At 57.8% G+C, this 19,351-nt stretch carries 20 protein-coding genes and 1 pseudogene; 9 read left to right on the plus strand and 12 right to left on the minus strand.

Annotation, left to right across the window (positions count from 1 at the left end; all coding sequences use genetic code 11):
• Positions 1 to 3: 3 nt before the first annotated feature.
• From THS5294_RS09490 to THS5294_RS09515, 6 genes and pseudogenes are all read right to left on the minus strand, one after another.
• Complete coding sequence (locus tag THS5294_RS09490; protein WP_058123565.1) at positions 4 to 579, minus strand: Pvc16 family protein; 576 nt, start codon at positions 577 to 579, stop codon at positions 4 to 6.
• An 813-nt stretch (positions 580 to 1,392) separates the two neighbouring features.
• Positions 1,393 to 2,266: pseudogene (locus tag THS5294_RS18040) on the minus strand (replication initiation protein); the annotation flags it as partial.
• 606 nt (positions 2,267 to 2,872) lie between these two features.
• Positions 2,873 to 4,129, minus strand: coding sequence for an organoarsenical effux MFS transporter ArsJ (gene arsJ, locus THS5294_RS09500; protein ID WP_058123567.1), 1,257 nt, complete (start codon positions 4,127 to 4,129; stop codon positions 2,873 to 2,875).
• Entirely contained in the window at positions 4,126 to 5,133 is a 1,008-nt protein-coding gene (locus THS5294_RS09505) for an ArsJ-associated glyceraldehyde-3-phosphate dehydrogenase (RefSeq protein ID WP_058123568.1), read from the minus strand. Before THS5294_RS09505 ends, arsJ begins: the two co-directional genes overlap by 4 nt.
• Before the next feature lie 4 nt (positions 5,134 to 5,137).
• On the minus strand, positions 5,138 to 5,983 hold the full coding sequence (locus THS5294_RS09510; protein WP_058123569.1) for an arsenate reductase/protein-tyrosine-phosphatase family protein: 846 nt from the start codon (positions 5,981 to 5,983) through the stop codon (positions 5,138 to 5,140).
• A 54-nt stretch (positions 5,984 to 6,037) separates the two neighbouring features.
• Entirely contained in the window at positions 6,038 to 7,102 is a 1,065-nt protein-coding gene (locus THS5294_RS09515; RefSeq protein ID WP_058123570.1) for a zinc ABC transporter substrate-binding protein, read from the minus strand.
• 77 nt (positions 7,103 to 7,179) lie between these two features.
• Between THS5294_RS09515 and THS5294_RS09520 the strand changes: the two genes are divergently transcribed.
• The 4 genes from THS5294_RS09520 (at position 7,180) to THS5294_RS09535 (ending at position 9,541) form a co-directional block, all read left to right on the plus strand.
• Positions 7,180 to 7,677, plus strand: coding sequence for a Fur family transcriptional regulator (locus THS5294_RS09520; RefSeq protein WP_082644997.1), 498 nt, complete (start codon positions 7,180 to 7,182; stop codon positions 7,675 to 7,677).
• On the plus strand, positions 7,674 to 8,447 hold the full coding sequence (locus THS5294_RS09525) for an ATP-binding cassette domain-containing protein (RefSeq protein WP_058123572.1): 774 nt from the start codon (positions 7,674 to 7,676) through the stop codon (positions 8,445 to 8,447). Before THS5294_RS09520 ends, THS5294_RS09525 begins: the two co-directional genes overlap by 4 nt.
• Positions 8,447 to 9,244 carry a metal ABC transporter permease gene (locus tag THS5294_RS09530; protein WP_058123573.1) on the plus strand — a complete coding sequence of 266 codons (798 nt, stop codon included), beginning with the start codon at positions 8,447 to 8,449 and terminating at the stop codon, positions 9,242 to 9,244. The genes THS5294_RS09525 and THS5294_RS09530 overlap by 1 nt, the downstream gene beginning before the upstream one ends.
• Before the next feature lie 72 nt (positions 9,245 to 9,316).
• Positions 9,317 to 9,541, plus strand: coding sequence for a hypothetical protein (locus THS5294_RS09535; RefSeq protein ID WP_058123574.1), 225 nt, complete (start codon positions 9,317 to 9,319; stop codon positions 9,539 to 9,541).
• A gap of 7 nt (positions 9,542 to 9,548) precedes the next feature.
• On the opposite strand, the gene THS5294_RS09540 is transcribed toward THS5294_RS09535, so the two are convergent.
• Positions 9,549 to 10,394 (minus strand): universal stress protein, encoded by an 846-nt coding sequence (locus tag THS5294_RS09540; RefSeq protein WP_058123575.1) that lies wholly within the window; start codon positions 10,392 to 10,394, stop codon positions 9,549 to 9,551.
• Positions 10,395 to 10,562: 168 nt separating this feature from the next.
• Between THS5294_RS09540 and THS5294_RS09545 the strand changes: the two genes are divergently transcribed.
• On the plus strand, positions 10,563 to 10,862 hold the full coding sequence (locus THS5294_RS09545) for a chaperone modulator CbpM (protein ID WP_058123576.1): 300 nt from the start codon (positions 10,563 to 10,565) through the stop codon (positions 10,860 to 10,862).
• A gap of 8 nt (positions 10,863 to 10,870) precedes the next feature.
• On the opposite strand, the gene THS5294_RS09550 is transcribed toward THS5294_RS09545, so the two are convergent.
• Positions 10,871 to 11,521: a DUF2238 domain-containing protein gene (locus THS5294_RS09550; RefSeq protein WP_058123577.1), complete on the minus strand. Its 651-nt coding sequence runs from the start codon at positions 11,519 to 11,521 to the stop codon at positions 10,871 to 10,873.
• A gap of 58 nt (positions 11,522 to 11,579) precedes the next feature.
• On the opposite strand from THS5294_RS09550, the gene THS5294_RS09555 reads away from it, so the two are divergent.
• Positions 11,580 to 12,284, plus strand: a complete 705-nt coding sequence (locus tag THS5294_RS09555) for an endonuclease/exonuclease/phosphatase family protein (protein ID WP_058123578.1) — start codon at positions 11,580 to 11,582, stop codon at positions 12,282 to 12,284.
• On the opposite strand, the gene THS5294_RS09560 is transcribed toward THS5294_RS09555, so the two are convergent.
• Entirely contained in the window at positions 12,274 to 13,113 is an 840-nt protein-coding gene (locus THS5294_RS09560) for a universal stress protein (protein WP_058123579.1), read from the minus strand. The genes THS5294_RS09555 and THS5294_RS09560 overlap by 11 nt on opposite strands.
• Positions 13,114 to 13,249: 136 nt before the next feature.
• Here THS5294_RS09560 and THS5294_RS09565 point away from each other — a divergent pair, with 136 nt between their 5' ends.
• Both THS5294_RS09565 and THS5294_RS09570 read left to right on the plus strand, forming a co-directional pair.
• Positions 13,250 to 14,464: a DUF8173 domain-containing protein gene (locus THS5294_RS09565; RefSeq protein WP_058123580.1), complete on the plus strand. Its 1,215-nt coding sequence runs from the start codon at positions 13,250 to 13,252 to the stop codon at positions 14,462 to 14,464.
• Positions 14,461 to 14,898: a DUF2267 domain-containing protein gene (locus tag THS5294_RS09570; protein ID WP_058123581.1), complete on the plus strand. Its 438-nt coding sequence runs from the start codon at positions 14,461 to 14,463 to the stop codon at positions 14,896 to 14,898. Before THS5294_RS09565 ends, THS5294_RS09570 begins: the two co-directional genes overlap by 4 nt.
• Before the next feature lie 42 nt (positions 14,899 to 14,940).
• On the opposite strand, the gene THS5294_RS09575 is transcribed toward THS5294_RS09570, so the two are convergent.
• Positions 14,941 to 15,615 (minus strand): helix-turn-helix domain-containing protein, encoded by a 675-nt coding sequence (locus THS5294_RS09575; RefSeq protein ID WP_058123582.1) that lies wholly within the window; start codon positions 15,613 to 15,615, stop codon positions 14,941 to 14,943.
• A gap of 164 nt (positions 15,616 to 15,779) precedes the next feature.
• Between THS5294_RS09575 and THS5294_RS09580 the strand changes: the two genes are divergently transcribed.
• Positions 15,780 to 16,547, plus strand: coding sequence for a response regulator (locus tag THS5294_RS09580; protein ID WP_058123594.1), 768 nt, complete (start codon positions 15,780 to 15,782; stop codon positions 16,545 to 16,547).
• On the opposite strand, the gene THS5294_RS09585 is transcribed toward THS5294_RS09580, so the two are convergent.
• A complete protein-coding gene (locus tag THS5294_RS09585) occupies positions 16,514 to 18,076 on the minus strand; it encodes an ATP-binding protein (protein ID WP_233486453.1) in 1,563 nt (520 codons plus the stop codon). The genes THS5294_RS09580 and THS5294_RS09585 overlap by 34 nt on opposite strands.
• Positions 18,077 to 18,135: 59 nt before the next feature.
• A partial coding sequence (locus THS5294_RS09590; RefSeq protein ID WP_233486454.1) for a site-2 protease family protein occupies positions 18,136 to 19,351 on the minus strand: 1,216 nt, incomplete at its 5' end.

Raw genomic sequence — 19,351 nt, forward strand, 5'->3', positions numbered from 1 at the left:
CCCCTACCCTCCCGGCTCAGGCCGCAGGGCTGCCGTAGGCTCCACCGCCAAGGGTAGAACCTGTGCGGTTGCGGCTGCATCAATCAAAACCAAGCGCATTTTGAACATGACCGACGGCACATACCGACCACCCATATTGCCCCACAATTGCCCAACCTCCTCGACCCGCAGGTTTGCCACCTCAACCGAGAATTGATCTATTCCAATGGGCATTTCAGGCGTGTTTTGGGGGGTCAAAAGCGGCGTAGCTTGGAAAAACATTAACGCCTTCGAAATTAACTTAATGCCCTCGCCATAAATTTCAGGATCGTGGCCCGAAGCGAGCATAAAGTAGACATCCAAATGCAGCGGCTGCATGCTCGCCAACGCAGTGCGGATACCCCGCGCGACCCCGCGCGGCGTTTTATCCTCTGCGATATTTGTCACAAATATAGCTAGGCGATTGCGTGTTTCAGCTACCGGGTTGCCCTCCGCATCGCTCAGCGGGGCCATCACAACAAGATCTTCACTAACTTCAAATTGGGCGGAAAAATATGCATTCAACCGATCGCGCAAGAGGATCAGGGCCACATTAATCATGGATCAAGCGTCCAATTCGCGCCCTCTGGATACTCACAAACCACACACAAACCATCCCACAAGCTCCGTCCCACAGGTTACAAAGCGTCGGGCGGCGACTTAAAATTGAAAGAAACACATCAATGAATTGACCTAACGTAAGCTGACTGTTTCCAAAAACAAAGATAAACCTTAGCGATTGTGAAAGTTATTTTTACAATCACAGGTCTTCTCGACATTTTTTCAACATTAGATGAGCTCGAGGCACGACCAACGACTTGGCTACCGATCGCAAATGACCGCCCGTAGGCTTCGTCAATTGCACCCTGCCCTATCCGATGTGTCTTAATACTACAAAAGTAATGGAAAGAATGAAAAGCAATCACAGCTTTACTGAATAGCCTGTCCAGCAATATTCAACAAACGCAACAATCTGCGCCAGACATGAAAAATAGGGCTATTCATACGTATAGTGTCTTCGACGCAGAATTTCATTGCTCGTATCTTTGCATCTGATTGAGCCCGGCACTGAACAGCATCAAACACTTTTCGCGCACTGACCAATTAAGCGCATCGCCAGAACACTTACATCCCAGTGAACTCACAGACCGATTGGTTCAGCCTAAAGTTCGGCTAACAGCCGCGCCTATCTAGCGCGCAAAAATGAAGACGCTCTCAAACGAAAATTCACATCGCCGTTGCAAAAGATGGAGAATAAAGAAGCGCTGCTAGGCAAGTTCCCGACTACTTGAACCGATGCGCGACTCAGCCGGTAAACTTCGAACTCGGCCTGCCCCGAATGCCATCAAATAGCCCGAGGCAAAGTTCCCTCCATTATGCCCAAATAGCATCAAGATTAAAAGCTGACATCGAACCATGGCGCCCACAGTTTGTTCGAGTGGAGCGTTCAAGTCGACAGCTAAATAGACGTTAATCGGCGTCGCGCCTGGTTGGAGATTGGGATGCCGCCGATTTTAGCGCCATGTTCTGAAACAGGTTTAATATGCAGGTTTCGCTGCGAAACCTGCTCTGAACCTACAAGCGACCGAGCCAAATAGGAAGCTGCGTTACGCACGCCCTCTCGCCCAAGAACATAGTCAAGCTTTGCACTCAAAACCGCCTCGCCATGTTCTTTAATCCATTGCCTTGCAAGACGAGCAGTCACCCCAAGGCCACGTAATCTAGGATATACATCAGAATTTCTAAGGCCCTCGCCATCGTCTCGATCAAGGATTGAAAGCTGAGGGTTCTCAGCAATTTTGAACCGAATACGACTAACCGCACGACCCGTTTTTCGTAGCTCTGGTGTGATTATAAGGTTGGACATTTTGTTCACTTCTGCGACCGAGGGCTTAATGATCTCGGCATTAAGGTGTTTGAACGTCTCATAGTAATGGCTATCGCCCACGGCCATAAGACGGCGAAAAAGGCCTAGATCCCACCAACCAGTCGAGCCTGTACGAATTAACCGATAGCAGTTTTCGTAGAGAAATAGTGCATGCCCGGACGTGAGGTGTCTTTGAATGTTAAGGTTGATTAAGGCAAAGACTTTGGGATCGTGAAGCTTTTGAGCGAGGGCAGGGGGGTAGGCGTATTCGCAGACACCGGCTTTGAGCTTGGAGTAAGAGAGGAGCGCCGAGACGCCCCATTCTTGCTGGCCCTTTTCATCCAGGATATCCCACTCTGCTACTGTCTCAACGAGGCCACGGGCGACGCGAAATGGTCAACGATTAAAGCGATTGTACGCGCGCCCGAGGCCTTGGGCGGGCCGTTTGTGGCGATGGTCGAGGAAAACGAGATTCGCGCGCAGCTGAGCCATTATGAGCGGGGTCGGATTGCGGTGATTGCTGCTCAGCAGGGCGTGTTTACCAACACTGAAGCTGCGGTTAACGCGCTATTCCCGGTCGCGAGTAAGGCCAAGCGGTCGAAGATCCGGTCCTTTGCGGTGATCTTTGAAGAATTGGGCGATGTTCTGCATTTTGCCGATTTGATCACGGAAAAGCTGGGTCTACGGATCGCGAATGCGCTGCGCGAGGGGCATGAAGAGCACCTGCGCGACATCGTGATTAACGGCTTGGCGGATACCCCCGATCAGGAAGTTGCGTTGTTGAATAAGGCGCTCGATGCGTTGGGGCCTGCGTTGGATGCACCGCGCCGTTCGGGGCGCCCGCGCAAGCAGGCGGACTCGGTGACCCGCTCCGGCAATGGGATGGCCATGAGTGCTGCGCGCAAGGGCCGTGTGACGACCATTCGGATCGAGGGTAGGGCGCTGGAAAACCCTGCGTTAGAGACTTTATGGGCTCAGATTGAGCGGCTATTGGCGGAAGAGTAGGCGGCGCGCGGCAAGCCAGCTGGCCAGTGCCATCAGGCCCGCCGTTGCGAGGCAGGCGGAGAGGCCCCCGAGTTGGTAGCTGACCCCGGATAGGAGGGTTCCGATGAGCCGCCCGGCCGCGTTTGCCATGTAGTAGAAGCCTACGTCACGGGTGATGCGCTCAGCCGCGCCAAAGGCGAGGATGAGGTAGGAATGGACTGAGGAGTTCACCGCGAAGACAAAGCCGAAGATCAGGAGACCAGTGACGAGAGTTGCGGTGAGCCACAGGGCAGGCCCGTCGATTGTGAGCGTAAGGGCCGCGAGAGCGAATGGGATTGGGACGAGTGCGCTTGCCCATGTGATCGCTTTTCGAGTGATTGTCGCCTCGGATTGGGTGGGTCCGCCGAGGATGCGCGGGGCGAGGGCTTGGACTGCGCCGTAGCCGATGATCCAGCAGGCCATGAAGCCGCCGACAAGGAAGAATGCTTCACGGCGGCCATCGGGGGTTCCGTCGGAGAGCACGCTTTGGAAATAAATCGGCAGGCCCACGACGAACCACACATCGCGGGCGCCGAACAGGAACATGCGGGCAAGGCTGAGCCGGTTTACGCGGGCGTCGCTGGAGCGCCATTCGCCGCGGGCTTTGGTGGGTTTGCTCGGGCCGGGCAGGCCAGGGGGCAGGAATGCGACGACTGCGATCAGGATCGTGAGCAACACCGCCGCCATGCCCCAGATGGCGGCTTGGAACCCTGCGAGGCCCAATAGTGCGGCTCCTAGGAAGAACCCGGCCCCTTTGACCGCGTTTTTGGATCCGGTGAGCACGGCGACCCATCGAAAGAGGCCTCCGTTCTGGGTGGGGGCGAGCAATTTGACGGCGGATTTGGAGGACATCTTGGCGAGGTCTTTTGCAACGCCAGATACGCCTTGGACGGCCATCACAAACGTGACGGAGGCCGCGATGGACCATGTGGGATCGAGCTGTGCCAAGGCCACCAGCGCGCCGATTTGCAACGCCAGCCCGGCATAAAGCGTGGCCGCAAGCCCGAACCGGGCCGCCAGCCAGCCTGCACAGAGGTTTGTGACCATGCCCGCGACCTCATAGAGCAGGAACAGCCATGCCAGTTGCACCGGCGAAAAGCCGAGGGCGTTGAAGTGCAAAAGGACCAGCATTCGCAGCGCGCCATCCGATAGCATGAACGCCCAATAGGCGGCTGTGACGGCGGTATAGGCGCGCAGCGGATTGGCGGCAGCGGGTGTCATAGTGCGCCAGCAACCATGCGTGTGATGTCGCCCAAGCGGCAGCTATAGCCCCACTCGTTATCGTACCACGCATAAAGCTTTAGCTGGGTTCCGTTAATCACCATCGTGGACGGCCCGTCGATGATCGCGGAACGGGGGTCATTCGTGAAATCGCATGATACGAGGGGGCGGGTTTCATAGCCCAAGATGCCCTTGAGAGAGCCTTCTGCGGCGTCGGCGAACAGTTGGTTGACCTCTTCGGCGGTGGTTTCACGGTTCAGCTCAAACACACAATCAGTGAGGGAGGCGTTAAGCAGCGGCACACGCACGGCGTGGCCGTTTAGGCGGCCCTTCAGCTCGGGGTAGATGAGGGTGATGGCCGTTGCACTGCCGGTCGTTGTGGGGATCAGGTTCGTAAGAGCGGAGCGCGCCCGGCGCATGTCTTTTGCGGGGCGGTCCACGATGGTTTGGGTGTTGGTCACATCGTGGATCGTTGTGATGGAGCCATGTTTGATCCCGAGGTTTTCGTGGATCACTTTGACCACGGGCGCCAAGCAGTTGGTCGTGCAAGAGGCCGCCGTGACAAGAGGTTGCGTGCCGTCAAACAGGTTGTGGTTCACGCCGTAGACAAGGTTCAGGGCGTCGCCGTCCTTGACCGGGGCGCTGACGACCACGCGCTTGACCCCCGCGGCGTAGTATGGCGCGATCTTGGCGGAGGTTTTGAACACGCCGGTGCAGTCGATCACGAGGTCAATGTTCATCTCCTCAAGGGGCAGGGCCTCAATGGTTTTTTCATGGGTGAGGGGTATGGTGCGGCCATCAATCGTGAGGCCGGTATCGGTGTGCGTAACGGGGCGGGACCAGCGGCCATGGACGCTGTCGAATTCAAGCAGGAGGGCGTGTTGCTCGGCGTCACCGACGGGATCGTTCAGCAAGACGATCTCACCGCCTGCGCCAGTGTCGATGAGGTCGCGCAGAACGAGTTTTCCGATGCGGCCGAGGCCGTTGAGTGCGATGCGGGTCATGGGATTAACCTTGTTTAGGAGTATCTGTGCCGATGGCGTCTAAATGCGTTTGGAGACAGATCGGGCTGAGTGCGGTGAAAGGGAGTTTGAGAAACGCCGTGATCCGGTGCCGCAGGAGCGCGTAGGTCTGGGCGAAAATGGCGGCGTGGTCAGTGTCCGTGTCGGAGGTATTTGATGCGGGATCGGGGACACCCCAATGTGCGGTAAAGGGGTGGCGTGGCCAGGGCGCGCAATCTCGTGCGGCGGCGGCGTCGCAGACGGTGAACACAAAGTCTTGTCGCGGCGCGTCTGGTTGTTGGAATTCGGTGATGTGTTTGGCGCGCAAATTTGACGTGTCATGCCCATTGCGCGCTAGCGTTTCGATGGCCCATGGGTTGAGCGTGCTGTTGGGCAATGTCCCCGCAGAGGCCGCGCGTATTTGGACAGGGCTGTTGGGGGCAAGATCGCGCAACAGGGCCTCAGCCATGATAGACCGGGCGGAGTTCTTGGAGCAGATGAACAAGACGTTCCAAGGGCCGTTGGACGGGGCCGCGAGGCTGGCCTGAATGGGGGCTATCAGGTCCGGCCGTGCGCGGCCCATGTCCAGCGCGAGGTAGCTGAGCAGCGCCTCGGCGACCTCTATGTTGACGGAATAGAACAGCGACCGGCCATCGCGGTCGACGTTTGCCAGACCGCTGGCCACCAAATCGGACAGATGATGAGACAGGGTGTTTTGTTTGACCGCAAGCGCGGTTGCGATTTCGGTCGGGCGGACGCCTTGGGGCGCGAACCGCATCAACAGGCGGAACGTGGCCAATCGGCCGGGGTGGCCGAGGGTCGAGAGGGCGCGGGTGGCGAGCGTGGTATCCATATTTCCCGTTTTATGGAAATATGGATACCAGTCGAGTGAAAGTTTCGTGACAGTCTAGAGGCAGCTGGCCAGTGCAGTCGCAAGGTTGCGAATAAGCTGCGGATAGAGCGCAGGCCCCGGCGTCAGATCGACGCCAAGCGGGTCGCTAACGGCTGTTTTTGCGGTGGTCCCATCGAGGACGGTAGCGAGGATACCGGGGTTGAATTGTGGCTCCGTCAGGACGCAGGCGATGTCTTGGTCCCGGACGCGGTCGCGGACCTGTGCGATCCGTGCGGGGCTTGGGTCTGTTGCGTCGCTAAGCGAGATGGCCCCGGCGGCAGGAAAGTCGAAGGCCGCTTCAAAGTATTGATATGCGTCGTGAAAGACAATGAAGCTGCGGTTGCGAACCGGGTCGAGGGTGGCGCTGATTTCGGCGTTTAGCTCGTCCAGCTCAGCGCGGGCGGCGGCGGCGTTAGCAAAGTAGGTGCCCGCGTTTTCTGGGTCTGCCGCAGAGAGTTCCGCCGCGATCAAGTTGAGCCATGCGCCCGCGTTTGCGGGTGAAAGCCAAGCGTGGGGGTCATGGGTGCCGTGTGCGTGGTCGTCGTGTTCCGCGTGATCGTGGGTGTCGTGATCCGCGTGGTCGTCGTGATCGTCATGTGCGGCGTGATCTGCATGGTCGTCGTGCCCGTGATCATCGTGCGCATGATCGTCATGACCGTGGTCATCATGGCCGTCATCTTTGTGCCCGCGGTCGTCGTGATCATTGTGGCTGTGGGCTTCAAACAGGGCGTTTTCGCGGACATCGAGGCGGGTGGTCACGTCCGCCTCTAGTAGGGTCAGAACGCTGGCGTTGGCCGCAAGGGTTTCGACCGCGTGGTCCATCCATGGCGCGAGATCTTCGCCCATCCACACCACGATATCCGCGTTTTGGAGGGCGGATGCCTCGGACGGGCGGAGGTTGTATTCATGGGGCGACGCGCCGGGGGGCAAGATCAGATCGGGGGTGCCGACGTCCGCCATGACCCGCGCCACGAGGGAGTGGACCGGAGTGATATCAACCGCAACACGCGGGGCGTCGGCCATGGCTGTGCCGCCGATCAATGTGAGACAAAGCGCGAGGGCGGGGCGGATTCTGGACATCAGGGCCTCTGTGTGATTGTATAACGTTGCGAGTCGTATAAATGATACATAATAACATGACAAGGGAGGCCCGCCCGATGACATCAAACCTCGCGACCCCATTGGGATTTGAAGCGCACGACCACGCGGCCTGTGTGAGCGGCGCGTTGGAAGCCGTCGAGGCGCGCTGTGCGGCAGAGGGTCTGCGCCTGACCCCTGTGCGTCGCAAGGTGTTGGAGTTGTTGTTGCGCGAGCATCGGGCGCTTGGGGCCTATGCGATCTTGGATTTGTTGCGCGATGCTGGGTTCGGATCTCAGCCGCCGGTGGCCTATCGGGCGTTGGATTTTCTGGCCGAGCATGGGTTTGTTCACAAGATTGAGCGGTTGAACGCCTTTGTCGCCTGTGCGCATCCCAATGAGCGGCATTCGCCTGCGTTTATGATTTGCCGATTGTGCGATGCCGTGGCAGAGGCGCAGTCAGGGCCCACGCGCGGCGCGCTGGGGGCTGCGGCGCAGGCGGCTGGGTTTGAGATTGAAAAGACGGTCCTAGAGGCCGAAGGGGTTTGCCCCGCGTGTAAGGATAAACCCCGAGTATGAGTTTGATTTCGGTTGAAAATTTGCAGGTTCGCTATGGGGCGAACACGGTTTTGCGCAACGTTTCACTGGCCATTGAACCCGGTGAAATCGTCACGATTGTGGGGCCGAATGGGTCCGGCAAGACCAGCCTTTTGCGCGCAATTATTGGGGCGGCAACGCCCGCGGCGGGGCAGATCGCTTTGCGTCCGGGGTTGAAAATCGGCTACGTGCCGCAAAAGCTGCATATCGATCCGACGCTGCCGATTACGGTTGAACGGTTCATGCAGCTGACCGATCGGGTGCCGCGCGCGACGTGCCAAGCGGCGCTAGAGACGGCAGGTGTTCCGGGGTTGTTGAAGCGGCAGATGTCGCAGCTTTCGGGTGGGCAGTTTCAGCGGGTTTTGCTGGCGCGAGCGTTGATCAATCATCCCGATGTTTTGTTGCTCGATGAGGCGACGCAGGGTCTGGACCAGCCGGGGTCAGCCGCGTTTTACCAGCAAATTGAGACAGTGCGCCGCGACACGGGCTGCGCCGTTTTGATGATCAGTCATGAGTTGCACGTCGTGATGAGCGCGTCGGACCGGGTGATTTGCCTCAACGGGCATGTGTGTTGTGAGGGTGCTCCAGAGGTTGTGGCCTCGGCCCCCGAATACCGCGCGCTATTCGGGACCGGAACGGGCGGGGCCTTGGCGTTGTATCGTCATGATCACGATCACACGCATGGCGATGGTTGTGGGCATGACCACGCGCACGCAGATGCGCATTCAAAAGAACATGAGGCCGCTGAATAATGTTGGATGATTTTATGACCCGCGCGACGCTTGCGGGGGTTGGGGTGGCCTTTGCCGCGGCCCCATTGGGGTGTTTTGTCGTCTGGCGGCGGATGGCGTATTTCGGTGATGCAACGGCCCACGCGGCCATTTTGGGCATCGCTTTGTCGTTGGCTTTGCAAATTTCCGTGTTTGCGGGGGCGATGGTGGTCGCGTTGATTATGGCTCTGATGGTGACGCATTTGGCGGGGCGCGGCTATGCGATTGACACCTTGTTGGGCGTTCTCGCGCATTCGGCCCTCGCGTTTGGGTTGGTGGCGGTGTCGTTCCTATCGGGGGTGCGCATCGACCTGATGGCCTATTTGTTCGGCGATATCCTTGCGGTTTCGCGGCTGGACTTGATGGTTATCTGGGGGGGCGCTGCGCTTGTTGTCGGGCTGATATTGTGGCGGTGGTCGGCGTTGTTAACCTCAACCCTTAATGAGGAATTGGCCTATGCCAGCGGGCTGAACCCCAAACGCGAACAGCTGATCTTGACCATTTCGCTGGCGATTACCGTGGCGGTCGCGATCAAGGTCGTGGGGGTTTTGTTAATTGCGGCGATGTTGATCATTCCGGCTGCTGCGGCGCGTGGGCTTGCCCGCACGCCTGAGGCTATGGCGGGGATTGCCGCCGCGATTGGGGCGATCTCGGCGGTGGCCGGGTTGCAGGGGGCCTATGTGTTCGACACGCCCGCGGGTCCCTCGATCGTTTGCGTGGCGGCTATTTTGTTTGCGTGTCTTAACCTTTGGGGGTGGCGCAGTCGCAGCGGTGTTTAGGCGCGGTTGATGCGGATCAATCGCATTTGTCCTTTTGGCAGCACGATGGGCTGACAGCAGAAAGGACAGGACATGGCGTTAACCCATCTGTGTGAAATCTTAATGAACCAAGATCCGGAGGGCCCGCCCAAGGAGGCGCCTATGCCGGATGACCCGACCCCGATGCCGCCATCGCGAGAGGATCCGCAGACCGAAGACCCCATCGCGCCTCCGGCAATGCCAGAAATGCCCGCGCCAGATGTGCCGATTGAAGTGCCGGGGAATGACCTTTTTGAGGCTGGACACCCCCCGGGATAGACCCGAGTTAATGCGCAAAAAACACCGGTATTTCAGTTTGTTCAACCATCGACCGCGTGGTGCCGCCCAGCACAGTCTGAATCATGCGGCCGCGGGCATAGGCGCCCATAACGATCAGGTCGGCGCCGGTTTCGCGGGCGCGGTCTTGGATACAATCTGAGATCGATCTTTCGCCGCTGGGATACTGAGAGACGGTGACGGTGCAGCCATGGTGGCTGAGCCATGCGGCCAAATCGGTGCCGGGATCTGGGCCGTCATGTTCGGGGGTCATGATGGGATCAATGCAGCCTATAACCACTTCTTGAGCATTCTTAAGATAGGGCAGGGCGCGGTGGACGGCCGCGGCCGCAGGGGGGCTGCTATCCCATGCGATGAACACTCGGGTGGCTTTGTGGGCGGTATTGGCGTTGACCTGAAACCCGATGGGCGAGTGGAACAGCACGCCAGAAATCGACTCGCGCAGAAGGTGGGGCGTTTCGCGCAGATTGTTTGCAAAGACGGCCTCATCACTGACGCGGGCGCATCGGGCGACCTGATGTTTGACGTGTAGCGAGGCGGTCAGCGTGCCCATGACTTGCCCCGAAGTCCCGTGGTGCGCGAGCAGTTTTTCGACCTCATCCACGCGGGTTTGTTGAGCGTTGTGAGCCTGTTGGACCTGCATCTGCCAGTTGTCGGGGATGTTGACGGCGCCGTAGGGCGGGATGCCGTAGGCGTAGGCGGGCAGGGCGGGCGTGGGATCAACCAACAGGCACACAAGGTGGGTTCCGTCGCGGCCTGTCATCTCCGCCATGGCGGCAATCTCGGCGTCTGGGGTTGCGCTGTTCATCACGAAAAGAAGGGTGCGGCTGCTCATGGTGGTCTCCGTTCTGGGGGCGGCAGTGGCCAAATCATGAGAGGAGCGTGACACGGGCGCGCGGGCCGGGACTGACAAAGATCAATAGACCTTGGGTCGGGCTGTGGCATCGGAAGAGGGTTAACGGATTGGACCGCGGGTGTTGACGCCCAAGCAGGAGAGAAGCGGATGAAGAAGACCACACGACGGAGGGAGACGGCGGACGCGCTATCGCTGCCGGATCTGTGCCGGTTTGTTCATGCAGATGAAGATTGGATTATCGAGTTAGTAGAGGAGGGCGTGTTAACGCCTGTGGGCAGTCATCGCGGGAATTGGCGGTTTGTGGGGGCGAGTATCGTGCGTGCGAAAAAGGCCGGTCGGTTGAGCCGCGATCTGGGGATCAACGCACCGGGTCTGGCGCTTGTGTTGGAGTTAATGGAGGAACGGGATGCGGCGCGTCGGCGGCTTGCGCGGTATGAAATTCCGTAAAGTAGGCTCTATTTCAGCCGATTTTTGTATTTCCGATAGAGGCGGCTGTTTACCTTTATGAACTGTGACAGACCGCGGCCCAACAGGCCCGCCGGGCTTTGGCGCAAGTAGAGATAGCCTGTGACGCTAGCGATCAGACCGCCGAATGCGTTGAGGATGAGGTCGCCCATCGTGTCGCTGAGGCCGGACTTTTGCATGTTCATCCCAAGGCCCGCGTCCATCGTGAATTCAAAAATTTCCCATGTGGCGCCGACGGTCATGGCGACGCAAAAGCTGATGAGCGCGATGGCGGAGGGGGGCGCGGCGAAGCGGTCGCCTTCGAACAACATGAAGGCGAACAAGAACCCCATGAGGCCAAATCCCACCGCCGAAGAGCCATGGAGCGCGAGGTCCCACCACCACAAACGTTCGTAGAAATCGAACGCCTCGCCCAGGAAGATGGAGGCAAAGCAAAACAGCGTGGTGAACAGCAAAAAGGGCAGGGGGAGTGTCAGGGACCAGCGGGCTGCGAGCAAGGGGGGGACCAGTGCGAGGCTGAGGGTGGTGAGGCTGACGAAGGCGAGGGACCAGCGCGCTAGGCCCAAAGAAATTAACCCCGTTAACAGTAGAAGTGTCCAGATGATCAGCATTGTACTGCTGGTATTTGGGATCACTTTCATGGGGGTAAATCGCTCCGTAGGTGTTAAAATCGCACGTGTTAGACACTATCTATGTGGGATGTCGTCACATTTCATCCGTATCGCCAGCTATAATATGCGCAAAGCCCGTGGGCTTGATCAACGACGTCGTCCGGAGCGGACCTGCGCAGTTCTTAACACTTTGGGGGCGGATGTTGTGGTCTTGCAAGAGGCGGATCGGCGGCTGGGGCCGCGCCCGCCCGCGCTATCGCGAGAGATGATTGCAGCGGAAACCGATTTTGACGTGGTTGAGGTGTGCGACAATGGGCTAAGCCTTGGGTGGCACGGCAATGCGGTTTTGGTGCGCAAGTGGCTGAGCGCGGGTGACGTGAAGCGCGTGTCTTTGCCGGGGTTGGAGCCACGCGGTGCGGTTCGGGTGGGGCTGAACGTTGGGCCGGGTCTGACGCTTGTGGCCACCCATTTGGGGCTGCGACGGCGAGATCGTCGTGCGCAGTTGGCCGCGCTGACTGCGGCCACGGCTGACGATACCCATTGCATCATTGGCGGTGATTTTAACGAATGGTCGGTGGCCAAAGGGCTCGAACCCTTGGCCGCGCGGTTCAACACCCACAGTCCGGGCCGGTCGTTCCATGCGCGGCGTCCGATTGCGGCACTGGACCGGTTTGCGATGACGCCGGGTGTCATTTTGCGCGACGCCGGAGTCGAGGAAGGGCCGTTGGCCAAGATCGCCTCGGACCATTTGCCGATCTGGTCGGACATCGAAATCCCGCCCGCTACTTGCTGAACAAAATGGGAACTTTGTGATCGCGCAGCAGTTCATACGATGTCGCGCCGATCACAAAATCATAGGTCGAAGAATGGCCGAACGCACCTGTTACGATCATGTCAGCGCCTTTTTCAAAGGCCACGGCGCTGAGGACCGATGCGATGCTTTGGCCCAAGGGATCGCGATGTTCTAGGGTTGGGCGCAACCCATGGCGCGCGAACATTTCGGTAATGGCGATGGCGTCATCGGCGGCCATCAGGTCCTCAGCGGTGCGGCCCACGCTTAGCACGGTCAGACGCGCATCAGGCTCGGCTATGCATAGGACATCATGTGCGGCGCGCGCGGCTTCGCGGGTTTCGCTCCAGCCGAGGACGATCTTTTCGCCGATCTCGGGGCCTTGATAATCAGCGGGGATTACCAGCACCGGCCGCCCACATTCGCGGATCACGTCGCGCTGGATCTGGCGCATATCGCGGGGGTCCGTGTCTTGGCCATCTTGGGCCATGATCACCAGATCAGCGGCGCGGGCGCTTTCGATCATGCGGTCGGTGGCGGAGCGGGTATCAGCCCGTACAACCCTAAATTCGCTGACGAAATCCTCGGGGCTGGTGTGGTGTTCGAAGATATCTTCGATTTCGGCGGTTTCTTTATTTTGGCTGCTGCGAAAAGCCAAAAACGTGTCTTCTGGGATGTGCATGGCGATGCCGGGATAGACCAAGATCGCTTCTACGGTGCGCAGGCCCACAAGATGCGCCCCATGTTTTCGGGCAAGGGGCACGGCGACTTTTAGAATGGTCGCGGTCTGCTCGGCCGTAGTGAGACAGACGAGAATGGTCTTGGGTCGCATGGCGTGCTCCTTTTTGCGGCTTGGGGTTTGCGCAAAAGGTTAACAGCGCGCGGGCGTCCTTGATTGATCCCTATCAATTGGGGTCGGGCCGGGTCGCGTAGGGTGCTCCTATGTGCGGGCTGAGAGGAGCGATCAGATGACCAAACATGCCAAAACCGGGACCACTGTCTTGGCGATTGCCCTGATGGTCGGGGCCGCTGTGGCCCGTGCGGATGGCGGCGAGGTGTCGAGCATCACGCATGGGGGTGACACCTATATTGCGGGCGCGCAGGTGCATCAGGCAATCCGCAGTCCGGGTGATACTTTTGTTTCTGGGCGCACGGTTGAGGCGAGCGGCGAGGCGGGGCAGGATTTGCATGTCGCTGGACTGGATCTGTCGATTGGGACGGATGTTGCGGGGGATGTTTACGCCGCCGGCATGACCGTCGTGGTGCGGGGCAACGTGGGCCAAGACCTCACGGTCGCGGGGCTATCGCTGCGCACGGAGCGCGAGGCAATCACCCAAGGAAACGTTCGGTTGTTTGGCAATTCGGTCACGATTGAGGGGCCAATCGAGGGGGCCTTAATGGTCACGGGCCGCGACGTGATCGTGAATGCCGCCATTGCGGGCGACGTTCGGATCATGGCGCAGACCCTGACGTTTGGCGCGGATGCTGTCATCAGCGGTGCCCTGACGTATTCGACCCCGGACCGCATCACGGTGCCCGGCCGCGTGGCCGCCGCAGAGCGGGTCGTGTTTGAACGTCTCTCACACGCGGACATGTGGGAGGAGTGGGACGAGTTCGGCCAAGACCTGCCCGGGGTGCCACCCTTTGCCTCGATGGTGATGGGTTTCGTGATTTCGCTGCTGTTTTTTGTTGCGCTGGGGGCGGTGATGCTCAGCTTTATGCCTGAGCGGGTGTCGCGCCTGCGCCGTAGCGTATCAGATGCGCCGGGACGGTCGATATTGTTGGGCGTTGGGGGCCTGTCCCTGTTGTGCGGCTTGGTGCCCGTTACCGCGTTAACGGTGGTGGGCCTGCCCTTTGTGCCGGTCGTTTTGTTGGCCATCGTGGTGGCGTGGATCTTGGGCTACGCTCTTGGGACATATGGCGTGGCCATGCGGATTTGGTCCGGATTTGGCCGCGAGGCGGACCCAAGCATCACCGCGCGCCTGTTTGTTTTTGCGGCGGCGTTGAGTGTGGTCGCGCTACTGAATTTCATCCCCTTTGTTGGCTGGGTGATCAATTACACGCTTGTTTTGCTGGGGGTTGGCGCGATGACCCGGGCCGCGTGTCGGCGGATTATGAAGGCCTCGGACCTTGATGCCGGGCCGAGTGGGGACGGATCAAACCAAGAAAGGACAGGACTATGACAACGCAAGGGTTGGAAGTGATCGACCACAGCGTGCAGCTGACCCATGAATGGATCAATGAGTTGGCAGAGCGGTTGGACTGGGCCTCAAAACGGAATGCATTGCGGCTGTTGCGGGTCACGTTGCAACGTGTGCGTGACCATCTGCCGGGCGATGAGCTGGCGCAGTTTTCGGCCCAGATGCCCGTGTTTGTGCGTGGGTTTCTGTTCGAGGGTTGGGCGCCGAAACGGACCCTTTTCAAAGAGCGTTCGGGCTGTGCGTTTATCACCGCGATTGATACGTTAATGGCCGACAGCAGTGAATATCGCGGGCGTGAGGATATCCGCTGTGTGTTTGATCTGTTGAACGCGCGCCTAAGCCCCGGTGAGATTGAGGATATTCGCGCCTGTCTACCGCAGGATTTGCGCGCGTTATGGCCTGTGCCCGGCACGTGAAAATAGCCCTACGATGGTGTCGTAGGGCTAAGAATCCTTGTGTTAGTCTAGGTCACCCAGCGAAAGCCCTAGAAGGGCGGTGGGTTTTTGGATGATGACTGTATGGCTTTGGTCAATCGCGATGATCTTGCTTTTGCGCAGTTGCGTGAACGTGCGGCTGACGGTTTCGGTGGTCAAACCGAGGAAATCCGCGATGTCGGACCGACACATCGGTAGTTTGACCTGACGATAGTTGCCCAAGTCTTGCCCGACACGATCTGTTAACACACATAAAAACGACGCCAGCTTTTCGGTCGCCGATTTTCGCCCAAGCATCATGAAATGGTCTTGCATGGCGCTGATTTCGCGCAGGGCGGCCTGCAATAGTGCGCTATGCAGCACGGGGTCGCCTTCGCCGGTTTCAAGGTGTGCACGGCGGAACGGTTGCAGGCGGGCATCCGTAAGGGTTTCGCAATCGGTGTGGTGTTGACCATCAGCGGGAAACCCAATGATATCGCCGGGATAGCCAAAGGCGATAACCTGCCGCCGCCCATCTGCAAGCAGCCGGGTCAGACGGACAACTCCACTGGTGACTTGATAGAGCCAGTCCACTTCATCGCCCTCATAGTACAAAAACGCACCGGGGCGCAGGCGGGCCTCAGCCGGTTTTGGAGTGCTGCTGGCCAAGGGGGCAAGGGGGGCGGCGATCGTGCCGGGATCAGGAATTGTGACGTACATCAATGTGTCCTCCGCGCTCGTGTCGGAGTGACATTGGTTAACGAGTGTAATATGCATTAATTTATATATGTAGCTTTTTGTAATTTTTTGTAACGTTGGGTCATCGGTTTTGGGGTACAGATAAGGCTCCCCGCGACCCGTTTTATGCATTGTGAGACATGAACATGGGTGATCCGACAATTCTGATTGTGGATGATGACCCCAAGATACGGACGCTTTTGCGAAACGTGTTAGAAGGCGACGGTTTCGCAGTGTGTGAAACCGCATCGGCGGCCGGCGTCCATGAGGCGCTAGCGCAGGGTCACATAGATCTAATCACGCTGGATATTAATCTTGGTAAAGATAACGGTGTTGATCTGGCGCGCGAAATACGGCGCACGTCTGCGGTGCCGATTGTGATGTTGTCAGGCAAAGATGACGTGATTGACCGGGTTGTCGGGCTTGAGGTTGGGGCGGATGACTACATCACCAAACCGTTCCATATTCGCGAAGTAACTGCCCGAATTCGGAGCGTTTTGCGGCGGTCTGTGCGCACGGGTGTTGCGCCTGTGTCCTCTGCCGAAGCGTCTTCGGCGGATCGTGTTTTGCAGTTTCGTTTTGATGGGCTAACCGCAATACCGGAGCAACTTGAGCTTTTGGATCGAAATAATGTCGAATGTAATCTGACAGTTGGTGACTTTAAGCTGTTGATGATATTTCTTGAGCGGCCCAAGAGGGTCCTGTCGCGTGATCAGTTGTTGGATCTAACGGGCGGGACTTCTTGGACGCCGATGGATCGCACGATCGACAATCAGATAGCGCGGCTTCGCAAACAGATTGAGCGTGATCCCGCGACCCCTAAGCTGATCAAAACGGTGCGCGGTGTGGGCTATACGCTGACCTGCACGGTTACGGAGGTTCACGCCCCCGAGCTAGGTCCGAGCAAGGCATGAAGCCGCTCGATCAGGTCCGCTTGGCGGTAAGGTTTGTGAAGGATTTCTTGCGGTGTAGCGCCCGGCATTGAACCCGTAACTGCATCGCTGGCGTAACCAGAGGTTAACAGGACCTTTAGCTTGGGAAATTCCGTGCGGATACGCGCGGCGAGATCATAGCCGTTCAGCGCACCGGGCATCACCAAATCTGAGAATACCAAGTCAACGGCAACCCCGTCTTTAAGCATTTGGTAAGCTTCATCACCGGAACTTGCTTCTTCGGTTGCGAAGCCCAAATCGCGGATACGCTCAATCGAGATTTTGCGCACCACAGCGTTGTCTTCGACGACCAAAATGCGCTCTCCGTTGCCGTGCCAAGGCGCGATTGGTGTGTCGGGTTTAGGCGCGGTTTCTATTGCTGCCGCCGCGTGGGCAGAGGGAAAATAGAGGCCAAAACTGGTGCCATGCCCGGGCTCGCTATACAAAGTGACATGGCCACCCGATTGGCGCACAAACCCGTAAACCATCGCAAGGCCAAGCCCTGTCCCATTGCCATCAGATTTGCTGGTAAAGAATGGTTCAAAGGCACGGCTTTGCGCCTCGGGTGGCATGCCAATTCCGTTATCAATGACGGAAAGCCGCACGTAATGACCTGATTTTATGTCGGTTTCTTGGGCAATGTAATCGTCGTCAATCGTGACATTGGCAACCGATACTATCAATTCTCCCCCGTTGGGCATCGCGTCGCGTGCGTTGAGCGCAAGGTTCATCAACGCTGATTGGAGTTGCGTTGGATCTATCATGACTGGGTCTGCATCTGCCGCAAAATCTGTGCTGATCCGATAAGTTGCGCCCAAGGTCCGTTCGAGCAGGTGCAGTGCCTCTAGGCAGATCTCACTCAGGTCGGATTTCACTGGATGGAGGGTGGTTCGGCGCGCAAACATCAGCAACCGATGGGTCAGGTCGGCGCCAAGTTCAGCGGCCTCGAGTGCATCACGGATCATGGCTGTTTGACGATCATCCTTGTTCCGCATTTCAAGCAGTTCAAGGTTGCCGGTCACGATTGTTAAGATGTTGTTAAAGTCATGGGCAATGCCGCCGGTCATTTGACCAATAGCGTCTAGTCGCTGTGATCGAGAAAGTGCGGCTTCAGTAGATTTGCGTTGTGTGAGGTCATGCATAATACCGATGAAAATTTCATTACAATCGTGACCTGTGCGGCCCACTGATAGGTGCAGGGGAAAAACGGTACCGTCTTTCCGCTTACCCTCAACTTCGCGGCCTAAACCAATGATCCGTTTTTCGCCGGTGGTCATGTGGTCTGACATGAACCCGTCGTGTAAATGAGCCAGTGCGTCAGGCATCAAAATACGAACGTTGTGCCCCTGCATTTCGTTAGCTGTATGTTGAAACATCTTAATTGCAGCAGGGTTAACGCTAAGGATTTTACCGACCCGATCCGACACCACCACAGCATCAACGGCGGCGTCCATAATGGCTTTTAGGACTGCATCGGTCTGCGTGAGTTCGTCCTTATTGGCCTGGTTCACAGTATTATCCCTTTGTCCCGATCCGCCTAACGCGCCGGCCAAGTACAAACCGAAATCGTTCATTTTTCAATCTTGGAATGTTTCACGCTTGTGGAGGTATTTTGGGTTTGGGTGGTCATAACGCGCGCCAGATCTGCTATGGTTAACACACCCAAAAGGTCGTGATCTTTGACCACCATAAATTTGCGTCGCCCGGTTTGGGTAATGATGTCCGTAACCTGTGAGATGGCTAAATCGGGCTCGAGCATGACGGCTGGATCGAGCCCGACGAAAACGTCACCGACGCGCGTATTCGCCCAGTTTTCACGGTCAATGTTCGCAATGACAGACATGTCTATGTAACCTAATAACACCCCTGTTTCAGTTACAGGAACAAAGCTTTTGCGCGCGCCTAAAACGATATCATGGATCACGTCGGACAACATGGCATCGGGGCTTACAGTGGTCGGATTGTGGGTCATGAATGAGCGAACCGTCCGGCCATCTGATGCATATTTAAGTAGGTGTTGAGCCAAACTTGCGCGTGCTGCGAGCAGCACAAAAGTGCCAATCAGGATGGTCCATAGCCCGGAGATAACCGCCCCGCGAAACAGTGCCATAACGCCAAGCCACATGAGCACGTAGGCTAAGATCGTGCCGGATTGCGTGGCCATGCGTGTGGCTTTGAGTGCATCATCGGTTTGGTGCCAAATCACCGCGCGCAAGACGCGTCCGCCATCGAGAGGGAAGGCGGGCAAAAGGTTAAACAGCGCCAGTACAAGGTTAACGGCGCCGAGGTATGACAGGACCGCTATAACCGCTTCGGACGCGTTGGTGCCTACCGCAAATGCCCCAATTATCCAAAATCCAAACGCAAGGCAAAATGACATCGCTGGCCCTGCCACCGCTATCCAAAACTCGGCGCGGGCTGAGCGCGGCTCTTGGGTCATTTCGGCTACACCGCCGAATAGAAAGAGCGTGATGCTTTTGATTTCTATCCCTAAGTGACGAGCGATTACGGAGTGAGCCAACTCATGCAGCAACAAAGAGGCAAAGAGCCCAAGCATTGTGCAGATCGCCATCGTCAAATGCACAGCAGGCGGCGCGTTAGGCAGTATTTGGGGGAAGTATTGATGCGAAAGGCTCCAAGTGATGAGAGCAGCAATCAGCACCCAGCCGGGAGCAATCTTGATGTCAAAATTGTTAATCGAGAATAGCTTTACCGCATTTGCAAACATGATCGGCTTTGTTGCACAAATCCCATCATGAGGGGATTCACTACGTGAAGCCAGCGTG

Source organism: Thalassobacter stenotrophicus, from assembly GCF_001458315.1.
In the GTDB taxonomy this organism is placed as follows: Bacteria; Pseudomonadota; Alphaproteobacteria; order Rhodobacterales; family Rhodobacteraceae; genus Thalassobacter; species Thalassobacter stenotrophicus.

Coding starts and splice junctions, on each gene's coding strand:
- THS5294_RS09555 (WP_058123578.1), top strand. CDS start 11,580: ATGTCGTCACATTTCATCCGTATCGCCAGCTATAATATGCGCAAAGCC.
- THS5294_RS09545 (WP_058123576.1), top strand. CDS start 10,563: ATGAAGAAGACCACACGACGGAGGGAGACGGCGGACGCGCTATCGCTG.
- arsJ (WP_058123567.1), bottom strand. CDS start 4,129: ATGACACCCGCTGCCGCCAATCCGCTGCGCGCCTATACCGCCGTCACA.
- THS5294_RS09570 (WP_058123581.1), top strand. CDS start 14,461: ATGACAACGCAAGGGTTGGAAGTGATCGACCACAGCGTGCAGCTGACC.
- THS5294_RS09565 (WP_058123580.1), top strand. CDS start 13,250: ATGACCAAACATGCCAAAACCGGGACCACTGTCTTGGCGATTGCCCTG.
- THS5294_RS09580 (WP_058123594.1), top strand. CDS start 15,780: ATGGGTGATCCGACAATTCTGATTGTGGATGATGACCCCAAGATACGG.
- THS5294_RS09520 (WP_082644997.1), top strand. CDS start 7,180: ATGACATCAAACCTCGCGACCCCATTGGGATTTGAAGCGCACGACCAC.
- THS5294_RS09530 (WP_058123573.1), top strand. CDS start 8,447: ATGTTGGATGATTTTATGACCCGCGCGACGCTTGCGGGGGTTGGGGTG.
- THS5294_RS09535 (WP_058123574.1), top strand. CDS start 9,317: ATGGCGTTAACCCATCTGTGTGAAATCTTAATGAACCAAGATCCGGAG.
- THS5294_RS09505 (WP_058123568.1), bottom strand. CDS start 5,133: ATGACCCGCATCGCACTCAACGGCCTCGGCCGCATCGGAAAACTCGTT.
- THS5294_RS09575 (WP_058123582.1), bottom strand. CDS start 15,615: ATGTACGTCACAATTCCTGATCCCGGCACGATCGCCGCCCCCCTTGCC.
- THS5294_RS09490 (WP_058123565.1), bottom strand. CDS start 579: ATGATTAATGTGGCCCTGATCCTCTTGCGCGATCGGTTGAATGCATAT.
- THS5294_RS09515 (WP_058123570.1), bottom strand. CDS start 7,102: ATGTCCAGAATCCGCCCCGCCCTCGCGCTTTGTCTCACATTGATCGGC.
- THS5294_RS09540 (WP_058123575.1), bottom strand. CDS start 10,394: ATGAGCAGCCGCACCCTTCTTTTCGTGATGAACAGCGCAACCCCAGAC.
- THS5294_RS09510 (WP_058123569.1), bottom strand. CDS start 5,983: ATGGATACCACGCTCGCCACCCGCGCCCTCTCGACCCTCGGCCACCCC.
- THS5294_RS09560 (WP_058123579.1), bottom strand. CDS start 13,113: ATGCGACCCAAGACCATTCTCGTCTGTCTCACTACGGCCGAGCAGACC.
- THS5294_RS09525 (WP_058123572.1), top strand. CDS start 7,674: ATGAGTTTGATTTCGGTTGAAAATTTGCAGGTTCGCTATGGGGCGAAC.
- THS5294_RS09550 (WP_058123577.1), bottom strand. CDS start 11,521: ATGAAAGTGATCCCAAATACCAGCAGTACAATGCTGATCATCTGGACA.